This is a genomic window from Paenibacillus sp. cl130, assembly GCF_900116035.1.
Lineage (GTDB): Bacteria > Bacillota > Bacilli > Paenibacillales > Paenibacillaceae > Paenibacillus > Paenibacillus polymyxa_B.
In genome coordinates, this window is sequence record NZ_FOYG01000001.1 from 359599 (window position 1) to 378107 (window position 18509).

Consider the following 18509-nt stretch of genomic DNA (forward strand, 5'->3'; position numbering starts at 1 on the left):
CAAGGGCCTAACGGCCTTAGCGGAAAGGAAACTTCATACCTTTACCCATACTCTTCAGCTGCTTCATAGCCTTGTTTTTGCCACCCTTAGGTCCCATCATATCTGAGAACTGCTTCATCATGCGACGCATTTCGTCAAATTGCTTTATCAGACGATTTACCTCAGCCAGTGATGTTCCACTGCCTACAGAAATACGTTTGCGTCGGCTATGATTAATCATGTCTGGGTTTTGCTTTTCCTGTGTGGTCATAGAATGAACGATAGCCTCAATCCGGCCCATCTGTTTGTCATCCACTTTGATATCTTTCATTTGCTTCATGTTGCCCATACCGGGAATCATATCAAGAATCTGGTCGATTGGGCCAAGCTTCTTAACTTGATCCATTTGCTCCAGAAAATCTTCAAAAGTAAACTCGGCATTACGCATTTTACGTTCCATTTCCTTCGCCTTATCGGCGTCGATATTGGACTGCGCTTTTTCAATCAGGGACAACATGTCACCCATGCCTAAAATCCGTGAAGCCATCCGTTCAGGATGAAACGGCTCCATCGCATCCAGCTTTTCACCCAATGTAGCAAACTTGATCGGGCATCCCGTCACAGCCTTAACTGATAATGCTGCACCACCACGAGTGTCACCATCCAGCTTCGTCAGTACAACTCCCGTCAATTCCAAGCTACTATTAAAGTGCTCTGCAACGTTAACCGCGTCCTGCCCCGTCATGCTATCTACAACCAGTAGAACTTCATCCGGGTTGACGTTGGTATGAATCTGGCGTAACTCTTCCATGAGTTCTTCATCAACATGAAGACGACCCGCAGTATCTATAATAACGTAGTCATTACCATTATCCTTAGCATGCTGCAAACCCTGTTTCGCAATTTCTACCGGGCTTGTCTGATCTCCCAGTGTAAATACAGGAGTATTAATCTGCTCCCCAAGAACCTGAAGTTGCTTGATCGCGGCTGGTCTATAAATATCACCAGCTACAAGCAATGGACGATGATTTTGCTTTTGCAACAATTTCGCCAGTTTACCAGACGTCGTCGTCTTACCTGCGCCCTGGAGACCCACCATCATAATGACCGTAGGCGGTTTGTTTGCTTTGGCAAGCTTGGCCTGACTGCCACCCATCAACTCGGTCAGTTCCTTGTTCACGATGTCGATGATGACCATGCCTGGCGTAAAGCTGTCCATCACTTCCTTACCAACGGATTTCTCCTTTACCTTGGCAATAAAGTCCTTTACAACCTTGAAGTTAACGTCCGCCTCAAGCAAAGCTAATCGTACTTCACGCATCGCCTGAGCTACATCATCCTCAGACACTTTTCCTTTGCCGCGCAGTTTACTGAATACATTTTGCAAGCGAGTCGATAATCCTTCAAATGCCATACTTTCGCACCTCCTTGTCTACCAGGGTTGTTTGTTCTTATATCTATATGTCCTACAATTCCTGCAGGCGATTTACAATTTGATGGACATGTTGCAGAGTGCCTTCATCGGACTCACCGATTTTACCGAATGCCTCATACAACGTCTTATTTAATTCTTCGAGATCTTGGATTCTACGCTCATACTTACTTAGCAAACCAAGCTTTTCCTCGTACATTTCCAATACCTGTTCAGCACGTTTAATATGTTCATACACTGCCTGACGGCTAATTTGAAATTCCGATGCAATTTCCCCTAAAGAAAAATCATCATGGAAGTAATATTTTAAAAACATCTGTTGCTTCTCTGTAAGCAGAGGTTCATAGAAGTCAAACAGTCGGTTAATCCGGTTTGTCTTTTCCAGCCGATTCTCCTGACTCATCTTGTATACCTCCATCGTCAAGGAAAAACACTTTACAGTTCTTTTCAACGTTCCTTATGATACATAAAAGAAAAGAAGATGTCAAGCGTTATCCCTTGTCATACAAAAAAAAGCCGATCCACTGCCCTTAAACGGAAGTACGGATCGGCTTTTTGCCCACTGTTACTTAAACCCTTACTGGAGTGAGATACAGCAGAACAGCCAGAAAATGAAGTATGCTGCCTGCCAAAACAAACAGATGCCAGATCGCATGGTGATATGGAAATGCCCGCCACACATAGAAAATCGTGCCCAACGTATACATTAGACCACCTACGAACAATAACGTCATCCCTCCGGCGGGAACAGTCGCAACAAGAGGATTCCAGGCAATGGTGATGAGCCAGCCCATCACAATGTAAAACACGGTAGACATAAACAGAAAGCGCTTGGTGAAAAACGCCTTGAACAACACACCAAACAGTGCAATCCCCCAAATCACTCCAAACAGCGTCCATCCCATAGTACCTCGCAGTGCAACGAGCATAAACGGGGTGTAGCTACCTGCAATGAACAGGTAAATGCAAGAATGATCGAATATTTCGAACAAATCTTTCATTTTCCCTTCACGCAGGCTATGAAGCAACGTTGAATTGGTGTACAACAGCAACATCGTAATCCCGTAAATCGTAAAGCTGACGACATGCCAAGTGGTTCCTTTCATGCTAGCAAAAACAATGAGCAACACAAGCGCTGCTACGCTTAAAACGGCTCCAATTCCATGTGTAATGGCGTTGGCTACTTCTTCCCGTCGGGAGTAGGTATAGGTGTTTGCCATCGGTTTTTCACCCGACTTCCTGATTTATATTTTACATACAAGATACATTACATATACGGCATCGACAGACTTCTTGCTTTCATTATACATCTGGGCGAACTTGAGCAGCAACAGGATGGCTACTTAGTCCCAAACGTAGCATGAAAGCCTACTTTAAACGTATCAGTTCTGTTCTTCCTCACCTGTAGCAGTTGCTTCGACCGTCTCTTCCTGAATCAACCCCGCAAACAACGCATGAACGAATTGCTCGGAATCAAACGGTTGAAGATCATTCACTTTTTCACCTAAGCCCACCAGCTTAACAGGCAAATTCAGCTCCTGACGGATGGCCACAACAATTCCGCCCTTCGCTGTACCATCCAACTTCGTTAGTACCAGCCCGGTTACACCGCTTTTCTCACCAAACAGCTTTGCTTGGTTAAGTGCATTTTGTCCAGTCGTCGCATCAAGTACCAACAACACTTCATGTGGAGCATCTGGAATTTCGCGTTGAATCACACGGAAAATTTTGTTCAGTTCCTCCATTAGATTGCTTTTATTCTGAAGACGTCCTGCGGTATCACACAACAAAACATCCACTTGACGCTGCTTGGCAGCCTGTACGGCATCAAACATAACCGCAGCCGGATCGGAACCGGATTGCTGCTTAATAACCTCTACACCTGCCCGTTCGCCCCATACCTCCAACTGTTCAATCGCACCCGCGCGGAACGTATCCCCAGCAGCCAACAATACTTTTTTGCCCTCTTGTTTAAAACGGTGAGCTAACTTGCCAATGGTTGTTGTTTTGCCGACGCCATTGACTCCCACGAATAAAATGACTGTAATCCCGTCAGGATTCATTTTGAGCTGACTATTGTCATTACCCCGCAGCAACTCAGACAGCTTTTCTGACAATACAGGCTGTAACTCGGATGCGTCCTCGATTTTGCGCTTTTTCACTTCTTCTCGCAGGTCTTCAATGAGGTTCATAACCGTGTTGACGCCTACGTCCGCTCCGATCAGAATTTCTTCCAGTTCCTCATAAAATTCCTCATCAATCTTTTTACGGCGAATCATCAAGTCTGTTACTTTTTCAACAAAACCTTTACGTGTTTTTTCCAAACCATCTTTGAACTGTTTTGTGACAGATTCAGTTTTGTTTGCAATGCTTTCCTTCAATTTCCTAAAGAAACTCATGGATTCCCTCCGTTGGTCTGAAAGTATGTTATTTAATGTCAGGCAATCTCAGCTTCATCGTTGTCCAGCTTGACAGATACGAGTTTGGAAACCCCGCCTTCCTCCATCGTAACCCCGTATAGCACATCTGATTCTTCCATTGTGCCCTTGCGGTGTGTGACTACAATGAACTGTGTCTGCTCCGAGAATTCTCGTAAATACTGGGCAAAACGCACCACGTTTGCTTCGTCCAATGCAGCCTCTACTTCATCGAGTACACAGAATGGAACAGGTTTAACGTGTAAAATGGCAAATAGTAACGCCATCGCTGTTAACGCACGCTCACCGCCCGACAGTAGCTGCAAGTTTTGCAGTTTTTTGCCCGGTGGTTGAGCTACGATGTCGATTCCCGTCTCCAGCAAGCGTTCCGGGTCAAGCAGCACGAGATCAGCACGTCCGCCTCCGAACAGCTTGGAGAATACCGTTCCAAATTCGCGCCGAATAGCATCGAATGTAGTCTTAAAGCGTTTGGACATTTCTTCATCCATTTCACGAATAACCTGATAAAGCGTTGTCTTGGCCTCCACCAAATCAGACTTTTGCTCATCAAGAAACGTATAACGCTCATGCACACGCTGGTATTCCTCAATGGCACCTAGATTCACCTCACCTAACGCGGAAATACCACGTTTGAGCCTTTCTACCTCACTCTGCGTACCTTCAATATCTTCAGGTATAGGGTAACGCTGCTTGGCTAACTCATAGCTGAGTTCATAATCATCACTTAATTTTTTCAGAACATTTTCCAGTTCCACATCAAGTCGATTTACTCCAATTTCCGTTTGACGAAGCAACTCCTCCACTGACTTGAGCTGAATTCGTTGTTCTTTCGTGTCGTTCTCAGCCACTTCCAGCTTTTTGGACAAGCTGCTGCGTGCAGCCCGCTTGAATTCCAGTTGCTGTGCGGCTTCTTCCTTTTTCAAACGGTATTGATTGAGATTTTCAATCTGTTTCACGGTCTCCTGCTCATTGGTCAGCAAATCTGCTTCGATGGAAGCAAGCAAGGTCTTGTTTTGTCTCGAATCCTTACCAAGAGTATCATAATCCCCACGCAATCTGCGCAGCTGCTCTTCCAATGAAAAGCGCTCCTGGTCCAGCTTTCCTTCTCTTACCTTGAGATTCGTGAGCTCTCCCTGCAGCTGCTCTTTGGCAGATTCGTTGGCTTTACGGGCGAATTCGGCAGCGTGAATGGCCTGATGCGTTTTCTTCTCTTCTTCCTCCAGCGCAGCCAACTTTATCAACGCTTCTTCACGGGAAGTTTCCAGCTCCTTGATTTCCTGATCAAAGCCCTTTTTCTCCTGACCAGACGCAGCGACCTGCTCCAGAACATGACGAAGTTCATGCTCCAGTTGCTTGAGCTCCATTGCCATCTGCTGCTCTTCACCGCGCTTCACATCGCCGCCCTGACGCAACTCGTCCAGACGGGTCTGTGTCTCCTCCAGCTGGCGTTTGGTATCTATTGCACTCTGGCGCAACCTTGCAATTTGCTGCTCCGTATCTACAATGTCTTGATCCAACTGATCCAGCTGACGCTTACGTCCAAGCAGATTAGCATTTTTCTTGAACTGGCTTCCCCCAGTCATGGAACCCCCTGCATTGACAACATCGCCTTCCAAAGTGACCACGCGGTATCTATATTGGCAACGGGCCGCAATACGGTTTGCATCTTCCAACGTACGGGCAATGACCACATTCCCCAAGAGACTGCCTACAATTCCGGCATATCGATCATCATACTGAACAAGATCTGCACCGATCCCGACAAAGCCTTCAGCGCCTTCTGCAATTTGGCGTTCTCCTGCGCTGATTTGACGCGGGCGGATAACATCCATAGGCAAAAATGTCGCTCTGCCCAGTTGACGTTGCTTTAGAAAACTGATCGCCTGTCTGGATACGGATTCATTTTCCATCACGATATGCTGAACTGAAGCACCCAAAGCGGTTTCCATCGCCTGCTCTAAATGCTCAGGCACCCGAATCAGCTCCGCTACCGCTCCATGCACACCGTGCAAAGTTTCTTTTCGTGCAGCCTTCAATACCTCTTTAACTCCAAGCATGAAGCCGTCAAAGTCATCCTGCATTTCCTTCATTGTATCTCGCCGTGAAATTTGAGCCTCACGCTTTTGTTCCCATTTACGAACCGTACCCTGGTTTTCTTCCAGTAGTTTTTGCAGGGCCTGGTACTTTTCACTTCCCTGAATATAGCCACTACGCAAACTACTGATTTCCTGCCCCAGCTTCTGAACCGCAGCTTCCAATCCCTTTTTGCGCTGTTCAAGTTGTACTTTCTGGGCTTCCCATTTGCCGGATTCGTCACTTACGCGAGTCACACGCCGTTCCAATGCTTCCTTCTGTTGGTCTGTATAACGAATTTCGTTACGCGCCTGCGCCATCTGATTCATCAGCTCCAGCAGACCACCCTTTAGGCTTTCTTCCTGCTCCTGGCTGATTCCGCCTGTAACACCAATCAGTTTGGCCTCTTCGTCAGACAGCCGCCCACGCAACTCGTCAAGCTCTACATTCAGTGCAGACAGCTTTTCGTTCAGTTGATCCAGTTCACTCCTGCGCTCGGAATGCCGTGATTCGCTTGTGCTAAGTGATAAGATCAATTGTTCCCGATTAGCCTCCAGATTGCGTGTGCGCTCTTTGAGCAATTCGCCGTAGCCTTCACTTTTCTCCGTCGCTTCACTGTATTGCAGCAGATCCCTTTGCAACCGCTCTACTTGCTCCTCCAGCTGGCGTAATTCGTTGCGGTCGCTTTCCAGCATCGCATCGTGGCTGGACACCACCGTAGACAACTGAAGTTGCTCCTGCTGCAGCAAAGCTAGTTTGGAAGTCGCATCGCTCCACGAAGTATGAATTTGTTCAATTTGATGGACGTACATTGAAATTTCTTTGGATTTCAATTCACCGCGTAGCTCTTTAAAATGAATCGCCTTTTCAGACTGCTCCTTAAGCGGTCCAATCTGATCCTCCAGTTCACTAACCAAATCGTGAATACGCAGTAAATTTTGCTCCGTTTCATCCAGCTTGCGAACCGCATCTTTTTTACGCGATTTATATTTTACGATACCCGAAGCTTCCTCAAAAATACCTCGACGATCCTCAGATCGGGTACTCAGAATTTCTTCAATGCGTCCCTGTCCAATAATTGAATAAGCTTCTTTACCAATCCCTGTATCCATAAACAGCTCTGTAATATCTCGGAGTCTGCATGATTGCCGATTAATGAAATATTCACTATCTCCACTTCGATGTACACGTCGTGTTACCGTGACTTCACCAAAATCCAGAGGCAACGCCTGATCTTCATTATCCAACGTAAGCGATACTTCACCGTAATTAACAGCCTTACGAGCATCACTACCCGCAAAAATAATGTCCTCCATTTTGCCGCCACGCAGTGATTTGGCACTCTGTTCGCCAAGCACCCAACGAATCCCGTCGGAAATATTACTTTTTCCGCTTCCGTTGGGTCCGACGACTGCCGTAATGCCGCGGACAAATTCCATTTCCGTTTTATCTGCAAACGATTTGAAGCCCGCCAGCTCAATGCGCTTTAAAAACATGCTCAATCTCACCTCTAACATTTCAAATATGCTTGTACAACACCGTACACCTGATTGATATGAATTATCCCTATTGTAGCATAAACTAGCTTGTATAAAGCACAGTACCGACACTCACATTACACCAGCAAAGCCACGAAAAAAGAGCAAAACGCAGTCCATTCGCCATTACGGGCCGGGACTCCCCGCGGACTGCCCTTTGCTCTTACTTTGTGTCCCCTGCTTGCGTAACCCGTCCGGGCTGCTCAGGTACCGATTACGATTCTGCCAGCTTCAAACGGTTTAAAGCTACTGCCGCCGCTTGCTGCTCAGCTTCTTTTTTGGAGCGTCCCGTACCTGCCCCTAGCCGTTCGCTGTCCATATATACCTCAGCTACAAACTCGCGCTCATGGGCTGGTCCGCGCTCCTCTACAATCTTGTATTCAAGCATCCCCATGTTATGATGCTGCGTCAGTTCCTGAAGCTCTGTTTTGAAATCACTCATCTGAAGCTTACCGTTTAATACAATTTGAGGAAAAATATAACGTTCCAGAAACGACCGGACGGCCTCCAGACCCTGATCCAAATAAAGCGCACCTACGAACGCTTCGAATACATCAGCCAACAGAGCCGGACGAGTACGTCCACCTGTCAACTCTTCACCTTTTCCAAGCAGTACATATTGCCCAAACTCAAGCCCGACAGCAAACTTCACCAGAGAAGGCTCACAGACAATAGCTGCACGTAGCTTGGTGAGTTCGCCTTCGGGTCGATTAGGGTACTGATTGTACAATTGCTCGGACACCGTCAGTTCCAGAACAGCGTCACCTAAAAATTCAAGACGCTCATTGTCTGCATGCTGACTGAACCGATGTTCGTTTACGTAGGAAGCGTGCGTAAAGGCCTGCTTCAGAAGCTGCCGATTGTTGAATTGAATATGAAGTTTCTGCTGTAATTGCTTCAAGTCTCCACTCAACGAACTGACCCCTTATGCTTCATATTTTTTTAGAATAACCGTAGCATTGTGACCGCCAAAACCAAAGGAATTGGACATAACCACATTCAGTTCCGCTTTTCTCGGCTTATTAGGTACATAATCAAGATCGCATGCTGGGTCTTGATTATCCAAATTAATCGTTGGCGGAATCGTCTGATGCTGAAGGGCGAGACCACAGATCACGGCTTCAACGCCGCCCGCTGCACCCAATAAATGCCCTGTCATCGACTTAGTTGAGCTGATCGCTACCTTATAGGCATGCTCTCCCAGCGTTTTCTTGACTGCTTCCGTTTCGGATTTATCACCGACTGGCGTAGATGTACCATGTGCATTGATATAATCAATCTCTTCAGGATTCAATCCAGCATCACGGATCGCCATTCTAATGCAGCGTGCTGCTCCCTCTGGATCAGGCTCCGTCATATGATGGGCATCGCCAGAAAGACCGTAGCCAATCACTTCACCGTAAATACGCGCACCACGCTTCAAAGCATGATCCAACGATTCTAGAATAAGAACACCAGAGCCTTCGCCCATAACAAACCCGTCTCTTTCGGTATCAAAAGGACGGCTTGCCTTTTCAGGCTCGTCGTTACGCGTGGACATTGCTCGCATGGAACAAAATCCAGCCATACCAATCGGACGAATAGTCGCCTCAGCTCCTCCGCAAATCATGGCGTCTGCGTCACCACGCTGAATCATGCGGAAGGAATCACCAATAGCATGACTGCCCGTGGCACAAGCCGTAACTGGTGATGTATTGGGGCCTTTAGCACCGAGTGAAATCGACACTTGACCGGAACCCATATTAGCAATCATCATCGGGATGAAGAAAGGGCTTACGCGTTTAGGTCCTTTTTCAATCAGTGCGTTGTGCTGATCCTCCCAAGTTCCCAATCCGCCAATACCGGAACCGACAGATACACCAACACGCTCAGCATCCGCATTTTCTCCGATTACAAGTCCGCTGTCCTCAAGCGCCAATTTACTAGCAGCAACCGCAAACTGCACAAAGCGGTCCATTTTACGCGCATCCTTACGTTCAATATAATCCTCTGGATTAAAATCTTTAATGGAAGCGGCTATTTTCGTAGTGTACTCACTTGTATCGAAAGCTTCGATTTCACTGACGCCGGATTTTCCAGCCATCAGATTATCCCATAGTGTGTTCAAATCCTGTCCCAGCGAAGTGATTACACCCATTCCTGTTATGACAACACGTTGTTTCAAAGATAATCACCTCTATGTCTACTGCATATTGTATTTTAAGACCGCACACTCTTGTGCGTAAAAATAATATAGAATCAACTAAAGTTAGTAATGCCGCATACTTCTCAGCCTTTGACTAAGTGAAGCTGAGCCAGACTCAAAAACACACGGCAATTCCGTCTTTAGTTCAATCTGTATAATTAGGAGAAAGTCCCGCCTGTAACAGAACGGGACTTTTGATGACATGAATTAGGTATGAGATTGTATGTACTTCACAACTTCACCTACAGTTGTAATTTTCTCTGCATCTTCATCAGAGATTTCCATATCAAACTCATCTTCCAATTCCATTACCAATTCAACTACATCGAGAGAATCAGCGCCTAAATCATCTTTAAAAGATGCTTCAAGTGTAACTTCGGCTTCGTCGGCTCCCAAACGGTCAACGACAATGCGTTTTACGCGCTCCAATACATCGGACATCCGGCTCACCTCCTCTTAGGTATTATACGAAAATTACAATTAAAATGCCATAGAAGAGAGTATTCATTGACAACTCTTCATCGGGGCATGCGGATTGGCAACATGCTACTACATATACATGCCGCCATCCACATGCAAAGTCTGGCCCGTCATATATGAGGAAGCATCCGAGGCCAAGAACAGCACCACGTCAGCAATTTCCTCAGGCCGTCCAAGACGGGCCAGCGGAATACCGCTCAGCATATTGTCACGCAAATCATCAGCCAGCACCTGCGTCATCTCAGTATCGATGAATCCAGGAGCCACACAGTTCACTGTAATACCTCTCGAAGCAAGCTCTCGAGCAGAGGATTTGGTAAGACCAATTACCCCTGCTTTAGCAGCAACGTAGTTGGCTTGTCCTGCGTTGCCAAGTACACCGACCACGGATGAGATATTGATAATTCGGCCAGAACGCTGCTTCATCATTGGACGTGTTGCCGCCTTAAGACAATTAAACACACCCTTCAGATTCGTTTCGATCACCTGATCGAATTCCTCTTCCTTCATGCGCATGATTAAATTATCTCTTGTTATGCCGGCATTATTCACCAGGATGTCAATCTTGCCCCAAGCGCCAATCACATCCTTGATCAACTGATCCGCTTCATCAGCGCGACCGACATTAGCCTGAACTGTAATAGCCTCTACACCTTTGGCACGAATCTGCTCTGCTACCTCAGTCGCAGCCGCCTCACTACCAGCATAGTTTACCGCCACATTAGCACCTGCTTCAGCCAGCGCCAACGCAATACTACGGCCAATTCCGCGCGACGCTCCTGTAACGAGCGCCGTTTTTCCACTCAATGGCTTAGACATCATAGTCCCCCCTTGCAAGTATATAACCCGTTAAGGCAATGATTATACTTTTAACGGGCCTCCAAGGCTTCCGTTACAGAAGCAAACGACTCCAGGCTGCTTATATTATACAGCTTAACCGTTTTGTCGATTTTTTTAACCAGTCCAGTCAATACACTTCCCGGTCCAAACTCAACAAAGGTGTCAACACCTTGTTCTAGTAGCCATGCTACACTGTCTTCCCACAGTACCGGAGAATAGACCTGATCCACCAACAGTTGGCGAACTTCGCTCCCCTCACGTACAGGTTTAGCTGTTACATTGGCAACAACCGGAACCTGAGCTTTGGAGAAAGTTACAGCCTCCAACTTGCCGGAGAGCTTGGTCGCTGCTTCCTTCATCAATGACGAGTGGAAAGGACCGCTAACCTCCAGAGTAATAGCGCGCTTGCCTCCTGCTTCCTTCACACGTTCAGCGACAGCAGCTACGCCCTCCTTCGTACCAGATACAACAATTTGTCCAGGACAATTGATGTTGGCTAGTTCGACCAGTTGACCAGACTCCGTAATATCACGGCACAATGCTGCCAATGCTTCACGATCAGCTCCCAACACAGCAGCCATCCCGCCTTGCCCATCAGGAATGGCCTGCTCCATGAACTCGCCACGTGTACGAACGATTTCAACCGCATCCTCAAATGCGAGAACACCGGAAGCGACTAGCGCGCTGTATTCTCCTAGACTGTGTCCAGCCACATAATCGGGATGAATGCCCATTTCTTCCTTGAACGCTTCATACAACGCAATGCTCGCCGTTAACAGTGCAGGCTGCGTATTGGATGTTTGCTTCAAAGCTGTGTCCGGCCCTTCAAAAATCAGTGTGCTTAGTGCGAACCCTAACCGTTCGTCCGCTTGGCGAAATACTTCTGTTGCAGCTGGAACTGCTTCATAAGCATCTTTAGCCATACCTACAGCTTGTGAACCCTGACCGGGAAAAATAAATGCCGTTTTGCCCATCGTGTATGCACCTCTCTGTATCCAATGCTTGTCCTGTAAAACACTACACAAATTCAATATTATATCAAAACTTCCATCTTATTACCAGACAAGAACCGACGCTCCCCAGGTCAAGCCACCGCCAAAGCCCACCATTAATACACGGTCGCCTTCCTTCATGCGGCCTTCCTCAGCTGCTTCCACAAGAGCGAGAGGGATTGATGCTGCCGATGTATTCGCATATTTATGAACATTAACAACTACCTTTTCCTCTGGTAAATCCAGACGTTGCATCGCCGATTGGATGATGCGAACATTGGCTTGATGCGGAACGAACAGATCAATATCATCTTTGGACAGCCCTGCTTTTTCCAACACATCGACCGTTGCCGTTCCCATAACACGAACCGCGAACTTGAACACTTCGCGTCCGTTCATGTAAATATAGTGCTGTTTATTTTCCAGTGTGTCTGCACTCGCAGGCAAACGCGAGCCTCCTGCTTCCAACTTGAGTAAGCTGCCTCCGGCACCCTCAGCCCCGAGATCAAAGGATTGGAATCCTCTACCTTCAGGCACTTCGCCAATCACTACAGCTCCTGCACCATCTCCGAATAGAACACAGGTATTGCGGTCGGTATAATCTGTAATCCGAGAAAGACAGTCTGCCCCAATGATTAATGCATTATTATAGATACCTGTCTTAATGAAGCTCGTTGCCGTAGCCAGTCCGTATACAAAACCCGAGCATGCCGCAGACAAATCGAAAGCTGCTGCGCCTTTGGCTCCCAATTTGTCCTGAAGAATGCAGGCAGTTGACGGAAACGCCATATCCGGTGTAACCGTAGCTACAATAATTAAATCCAGATCCTGTGCCGTCATACCCGCGGACTCCAACGCCTTAATTGCTGCTTCATAAGCTAAATCAGATGTAGCCTGCTCTGGAGCCGCAATATGGCGCTCCTGAATCCCTGTACGGCTGACAATCCATTCATCACTTGTTTCTACGATTGCTTCCAAATCTTTATTGGTCAGAATTTTCTCAGGTACGTATTTCCCTGTTCCGATAACACCAACCGGCCGTAATTTATTCATATCGTCACTCACTTCCTGCTGATTTCCTTGGATATACTTTCTACCAATCGGTTTTGCAAGGCCGTACGAGCCTGCCTTACCGCATTTTTGACGGCAACGCCGTCAGACGAACCGTGACTTTTCAGGACGAGTCCACTCAAACCCAGCAAAGGAGCCCCGCCATGCTCTTTATAATCCAATTTACCTTTCAGACTGCGAAGCTCAGGCATAATCAAGGCTGCCGCAAGCTTGGTCTTCAAGGATTTGGTGAATTGCTCTTTTAAGAGAGAAAATATGGCTCCGGCTGTACCCTCTAGCGATTTTAGCATGATATTTCCAGCAAATCCATCACACACCAGTACATCGCAATTCCCGGTTAACACATCTCTCGATTCAACATTACCCACAAAATTGACAGGTAACTGCTCAATAAGTGGATATGCCAACTTCGTCAGTTCATTGCCCTTCCCAGCTTCGGTCCCCACATTTAGCAGACCCACCCTTGGAGAAGACACACCGTGAACTTTCTGACGATACAAGCTCCCCATCAGTGCATACTGGGCAAGATGCTCAGGCTTGGCATCCATATTGGCTCCCAAGTCCAGCGCTAGAATACCCTGATCATCTATCGTTGGTATCATCGGCGCGAGAGCCGGACGTTCAATGCCCTCCATTCTTCCAACCACCAGCAACCCTGTGGTCATTAGCGCGCCTGTATTACCTGCGGATATCATGGCATCCGCTTCGCCTTCTCTGACCATTCGACCAGCTACGACCATCGAGGCATCCTTTTTACGGCGCACTGCCTTTACAGGCTCGTCCTGCGCATCTATCATTTCGGATGCATGGCGAATGCTGAGGTTCGTCGGCAACGCCCTACCGTTCAGAACCGATTCAATTCGTTCCAGGTCACCAACCAGCGTAATGTCCGTATCCTTCCATTCCGCTGCCGCAGATAGCGCGCCCTCTACTGTCGCCTCAGGAGCATTATCTCCCCCCATGGCATCAATGGCGATCCGCATGCTGACTTCCTCCTTCGCTATACTCTTCCTCCGTGGAGCGATAAATGACAAAGTTGCCTTGGAACACCATTTCTTCTCCTACGTAGGCAAAGACTTCCACTTTAGCCTTCCCTTTTTGTTCTGGATTTGAGCGTACATATGCCTTGGCAATGCACTTCTCACCTAAATGAACCGGGCGGACAAAGCGTATATCCGCTGATGCAGTCAATGCTATCTCATCATTAATCACGGCAACGGCCAATGAATTGGCCTGAGCAAATACATAATGCCCCCGCGCAATGCCAGTACGCGAAAAAATATGTTCCTCTTTAATCTCAAAAATCGAAATACCGCTTCGATCCAACTGTAGATCAACGATATCCCCGATCACTTCATGCAAAGGCAAGGAACGAACCTGGTCGTAGGAGCGCTCAGCCATCAGCTTTAGCCGTTCCCGCAATTCTGGGATTCCCAGTTCCATCCGGTCCAGCCGAATAGTCTGAATACTTACCTTCAGCTGTCTTGTCAATTCCTGATCCGTTACGAACGGATTATCATCAATTAATTGAGTCAGCCGCTGCTGTCTCTGTCTCTTCGGCAAACGTTCGATGTCAGTGACGCCTCCTTTCCCTACAATAAACTGTCGTTCAGACGACAGTTCGGGTTACTTTACTTCACTTTCTAACGGCGAAACTTCAAGCCGATTTGTCTTCTTGTATGTATAAAGGAACCTCTTCGGCCCTTCTTTCTTAGAACCTGGTACTAAAACAGTATATAGCATGCTGACGTAAAAAGGAAGCATGCAGACAAAAAAAAAGTAGCGCCTCACTGAAGTGAAGCGCTACTCTTCCTGCGAAGATTCCAAAGAATCCGCTTATCGGACATTATTGAGAGATGATCTCTCTAGCTTTGTACGTTCCGCAAACTTTGCACACATGGTGAGCAAGTTTCAATTCGCCGCATTCGGAGCATTTCACCATACCTGGTACTGCCAGTTTAAAGTGAGTACGACGTTTGTCGCGACGAGTTTTGGATGTTCTCCGTTGAGGTACTGCCATTATTCCCACCTCCTTAACCAGATCACCCCCGCATAGCGGGTATGACTTCTTATCTCATTCAAGACTGAAAGAAAATGCCAGAAGCAATTATCTTACAGCCGGTGAATCAAGCCTGCAACATCCACGCATCGGTTCAGTAACTCTCCGGCACAAGCGGATGATGATTTTTCAGAATTGAACTCAATTCTCATTTAAAAAAATCCTTAAGCCCTGCCAGACGCGGATCAATCTTTTCCGTATCGCCATCGTTACTGTCATCGGAGCCAATACTCCAGTTTTGTCCGGTCTTTGGTGCGATTCCCTGACAATCCTCACTGCACAAAGGCGCAAACGGCACATGCAGTACAAACAGTTCTTCACAATACGGTGCAATGTCGAAGGAGTCCTCCGTCACTGCGATAAAATCGCCATCTTCATCCTCCTCTTCAACACTCGAAGAGGTTTGCTTGAACCGTTCACGGAATTCAATCTTTAAATCCTCGTGCATCGGGCTTAAACAGCGTGAGCATAGCATGTCCAGACCTGCGGTCAACGTGCCTTCTACGCTCATCAAGCCTTGACCCAGACTAACGGCGACCAAGTCGGTCTCCAGCGGGGAAACGGCCGTAACATCAGCACGATCATCCACCAATTCACTCACATTAAGAGATTCACGGATAGGAAAAGGACCGTCACTTGTTGCTACTTTGCGAAAAAATAGTTGCATCACTATCACTCCAAACAAACAAAAATTATTATACCGACTGATCGAGTCGTTTGTCAACACCTTTCACTTTACACCACTCACAAATCCACCGGTTTTCCAATGGTTCGACAAGTTTTATGCAGAAGCAAAAATGCATTGTGCTAAACATGTACCGATGAGTATTCGTACCCCCGCCACTCTTCGTGTACAATAATGCGAGTATAAAGCTTTTTCGTCCAGGTCTCAATGGTCTTGTTCATGTCGACGATGAAAAACAGTATAGCTGCCCTGAAAACAATCATTCACGGGTACTTAACCATTATTATCAAAATAGTTACCCAATAAGTTACTTTAAGAAAGGAGCTGACATACGGTCTTGAAAACACTCGGTATGGTTGTAGAGTACAACCCCCTGCATAACGGACATGTCCATCACTGGGAGGAGTCTCTTCGCATCACTGGTGCACAGCGCACAGTGGCTGTGATGAGTGGCCCTTTCCTTCAGCGGGGTGAACCCGCGATTACAGACAAATGGTCCCGCACCGAAATGGCACTCGCCATGGGTGTGGACCTGGTTCTGGAGCTGCCTGTGGCCTATGCCGTCCAGCCTGCAGAATGGTTTGCCCGCGGAGCGGTCGCCCTGCTCCATGCGACGGGCATCGTCGATGCGCTCTGCTTCGGTAGCGAGAGCGGAGACATCGCCCCGCTGCGCGCGCTGGCCCGCGTGCTGGCGGCAGAGTCGGCCGAGCTCAAGGCCGGCATCGCGCAGCGCCTAAGCAGCGGCGCGAGCTATCCCGCTGCCTACGCGGGAGCCGCAGCCGCGCTGGCGGCCGAAGGAGAGGACGGCGCTGCGCTCGCCGCCCTCATGCAGCAGCCCAACAATACGTTGGGGCTGCATTACTTGATTGCGCTGGAAAGGCTGGGCAGCACAATCAAGCCCTTCACGGTAGCCCGCACGGGATCGGGCTACCATGAAGCCGTGGCTCCTGCGGACGGAGTCATCGCCAGCGCCACGGCCATCCGCCGTCTGCTGCTGGACGGCGGGCCGGAGGCCGCGTCGCCGTACATACCTGCGGCGACACTGGAGATTTTGCGGCGCGAGTGGCAAACCGAACGCGCGCCGCTGCATTGGGAAGCGTTCAGCCAGCCGCTGCTGAACGCCCTGATCACACGTAGCCCGCAGCAGCTGGCGGAGCTGCACGAGGTCACCGAAGGGCTGGAGCATCGTCTGCGGCAATCGCTGTACACGCTCCCCCAGCCTTCTGTGGAGGCCCTGCTCGCCGCTATCAAGACAAGGCGCTATACTCGTACGAAGCTTCAGCGGATGTGTACACATATTTTGCTGAATCATTCCAAAGCCGATATGACTCCTGCTGAGCTGGCGAAAGGTCCGGGCTATATCCGCGTGCTCGGCTTTAACAGGGCTGGACGCAAGCTGCTGGCACGTATGAAGCAGACAGCCACCCTTCCGGTATGGGTCAAGCTGTCTGCCAGATCACATCCTCAGCTGGACTGGGATACAGCCGCAGCCACCATACACGCAGCCGGGATGCCACGTCCCGCCATCCGCGACATGTATGCTGATTACTTGCGACCGCCCATTATGGTTTGATGGGCAGTTTTTCCATATAATTCAGCGCATCGCCAAGCTTGCGAACCGGAACAAGCTTCATCCGGGTTCCAATTTGCTCAGCTTTGGCCTTCGCCTCTTTATAATTATCTGCAGGGACGAAAAACAAATCCGCATCCTGACGGTCAGCAGCAACTATTTTATACTTTGCACCACCAATCGCTCCAACCTGACCGTCCTTATCAATAGTACCCGTACCGGCTGCACGATATCCCTTACTCAGATCACCTGGTGTCAGTTGGTTATAGATTTCCATGGTAAACATCAAACCTGCCGAAGGACCGCCAACATCCGTAGATGTAAAATGAATCGTTTTACGTCCATCCTTCGGCTGTACCTTCTGTACCGTGGCAATACTGACGCCAAATCCAGAACGTTGCTTGCCCGTCTCACTGTCCTTGATGGTCGTTAAGGGAGCTTGCACGGTCAGCAACTTTCCATCACGCTTTAGCTTCACTTTAGCCATTGTTCCCGGTTTTTCGTCCTCCAAAGTCTTCCGAATGGAACGATTATCGGTCACCCTCACTCCGTTCAGCTCCAATATTTCATCTCCAGGCTCGAACACGCTGTTCGAGCCCGGGACCTTAAATACATACACGTAATCTGGCACAATCCGATAGGGGACATGGGCACGGGTGTAGGCAGCCTCCATTGCGGAAGATTGGGAATCCCCCATATACCATACCTGTTCTGCCGCATATTCGTCTTCACTTCTTCCATGCAGACGATCCTCTTTGCGTTGAATCTCCGAATTGCGGTCCAACTTGGACAGGCCCAACATGATAACATTGGCATAACGCGCCGATACCGTCGTCATCATAAAAGTCCCCCGTTCGACGCTGTCACCCTCCTGGACTCTAACCATCGGTTTGATCTCGTTTGCCCCACCTGGTCCATAGATCAGATAAGGGGTTGGCATATAGACCAGCACATAGACCATTGCAGCCAGCGTTAAGACATAACCGGTTGTAAAAAAAGCTCTTTTCCGGTTTATTCGTTTCATTGCTTCTCCCCCTTGCAGCCTAACTTCTCCTATCTTACCCAAGTGCCTCTATGCCACCTGTTCTCAAGCCTTCCGAAAAAGCATACATTGTTTACGACAACGTATACGAACAACCTATCCCAAGACAACGAACGTGAATAAAC

The 18509-nt window shown here is 48.2% G+C and carries 17 protein-coding genes; 1 reads left to right on the plus strand and 16 read right to left on the minus strand.

From position 1 onward, the window contains the following. Positions 1-16: 16 nt before the first annotated feature. The 15 genes from ffh to BM358_RS01710 form a co-directional block, all read right to left on the minus strand. Positions 17-1393, minus strand: a complete 1377-nt coding sequence (ffh, locus tag BM358_RS01640) for a signal recognition particle protein (protein WP_023988170.1) — start codon at positions 1391-1393, stop codon at positions 17-19. Positions 1394-1445: 52 nt separating this feature from the next. Continuing rightward, positions 1446-1814, minus strand: coding sequence for a putative DNA-binding protein (locus BM358_RS01645; protein WP_023988169.1), 369 nt, complete (start codon positions 1812-1814; stop codon positions 1446-1448). 166 nt (positions 1815-1980) lie between these two features. Next, positions 1981-2631: a PAQR family membrane homeostasis protein TrhA gene (locus BM358_RS01650; protein WP_023988168.1), complete on the minus strand. Its 651-nt coding sequence runs from the start codon at positions 2629-2631 to the stop codon at positions 1981-1983. A gap of 162 nt (positions 2632-2793) precedes the next feature. Then, entirely contained in the window at positions 2794-3810 is a 1017-nt protein-coding gene (gene ftsY, locus BM358_RS01655) for a signal recognition particle-docking protein FtsY (RefSeq protein ID WP_028542736.1), read from the minus strand. Between the two features lie 38 nt (positions 3811-3848). Beyond that, the gene (gene smc / locus BM358_RS01660; RefSeq protein WP_028542737.1) at positions 3849-7418 is read right to left on the minus strand and encodes a chromosome segregation protein SMC; all 3570 of its coding nucleotides are present in this window, start codon (positions 7416-7418) and stop codon (positions 3849-3851) included. Between the two features lie 256 nt (positions 7419-7674). Beyond that, positions 7675-8373, minus strand: a complete 699-nt coding sequence (gene rnc / locus BM358_RS01665) for a ribonuclease III (protein WP_013309856.1) — start codon at positions 8371-8373, stop codon at positions 7675-7677. 12 nt (positions 8374-8385) lie between these two features. Beyond that, entirely contained in the window at positions 8386-9624 is a 1239-nt protein-coding gene (gene fabF / locus BM358_RS01670; RefSeq protein ID WP_023988165.1) for a beta-ketoacyl-ACP synthase II, read from the minus strand. Positions 9625-9852: 228 nt separating this feature from the next. Continuing rightward, the gene (locus BM358_RS01675) at positions 9853-10086 is read right to left on the minus strand and encodes an acyl carrier protein (protein WP_007429985.1); all 234 of its coding nucleotides are present in this window, start codon (positions 10084-10086) and stop codon (positions 9853-9855) included. Positions 10087-10194: 108 nt separating this feature from the next. Next, complete coding sequence (gene fabG / locus BM358_RS01680; RefSeq protein ID WP_025721716.1) at positions 10195-10944, minus strand: 3-oxoacyl-[acyl-carrier-protein] reductase; 750 nt, start codon at positions 10942-10944, stop codon at positions 10195-10197. A gap of 50 nt (positions 10945-10994) precedes the next feature. Next, positions 10995-11939: an ACP S-malonyltransferase gene (gene fabD, locus BM358_RS01685; protein WP_028542738.1), complete on the minus strand. Its 945-nt coding sequence runs from the start codon at positions 11937-11939 to the stop codon at positions 10995-10997. An 81-nt stretch (positions 11940-12020) separates the two neighbouring features. Then, a complete protein-coding gene (locus tag BM358_RS01690; protein WP_023988162.1) occupies positions 12021-13010 on the minus strand; it encodes a beta-ketoacyl-ACP synthase III in 990 nt (329 codons plus the stop codon). A gap of 8 nt (positions 13011-13018) precedes the next feature. After that, complete coding sequence (gene plsX / locus BM358_RS01695; RefSeq protein WP_023988161.1) at positions 13019-14011, minus strand: phosphate acyltransferase PlsX; 993 nt, start codon at positions 14009-14011, stop codon at positions 13019-13021. Continuing rightward, the gene (gene fapR / locus BM358_RS01700; RefSeq protein ID WP_007429980.1) at positions 13995-14591 is read right to left on the minus strand and encodes a transcription factor FapR; all 597 of its coding nucleotides are present in this window, start codon (positions 14589-14591) and stop codon (positions 13995-13997) included. The genes plsX and fapR overlap by 17 nt, the downstream gene beginning before the upstream one ends. 283 nt (positions 14592-14874) lie before the next feature. After that, a complete protein-coding gene (gene rpmF / locus BM358_RS01705; RefSeq protein WP_007429979.1) occupies positions 14875-15048 on the minus strand; it encodes a 50S ribosomal protein L32 in 174 nt (57 codons plus the stop codon). A gap of 187 nt (positions 15049-15235) precedes the next feature. Next, positions 15236-15754, minus strand: coding sequence for a YceD family protein (locus BM358_RS01710; RefSeq protein ID WP_023988160.1), 519 nt, complete (start codon positions 15752-15754; stop codon positions 15236-15238). Positions 15755-16109: 355 nt separating this feature from the next. Between BM358_RS01710 and BM358_RS01715 the strand changes: the two genes are divergently transcribed. Then, positions 16110-17345 carry a nucleotidyltransferase gene (locus BM358_RS01715; protein ID WP_028542739.1) on the plus strand — a complete coding sequence of 412 codons (1236 nt, stop codon included), beginning with the start codon at positions 16110-16112 and terminating at the stop codon, positions 17343-17345. Here BM358_RS01715 and BM358_RS01720 read toward each other — a convergent pair. Then, positions 17335-18366: a YlbL family protein gene (locus tag BM358_RS01720; protein WP_028542740.1), complete on the minus strand. Its 1032-nt coding sequence runs from the start codon at positions 18364-18366 to the stop codon at positions 17335-17337. The genes BM358_RS01715 and BM358_RS01720 overlap by 11 nt on opposite strands. Between the last annotated feature and the right edge of the window lie 143 nt (positions 18367-18509).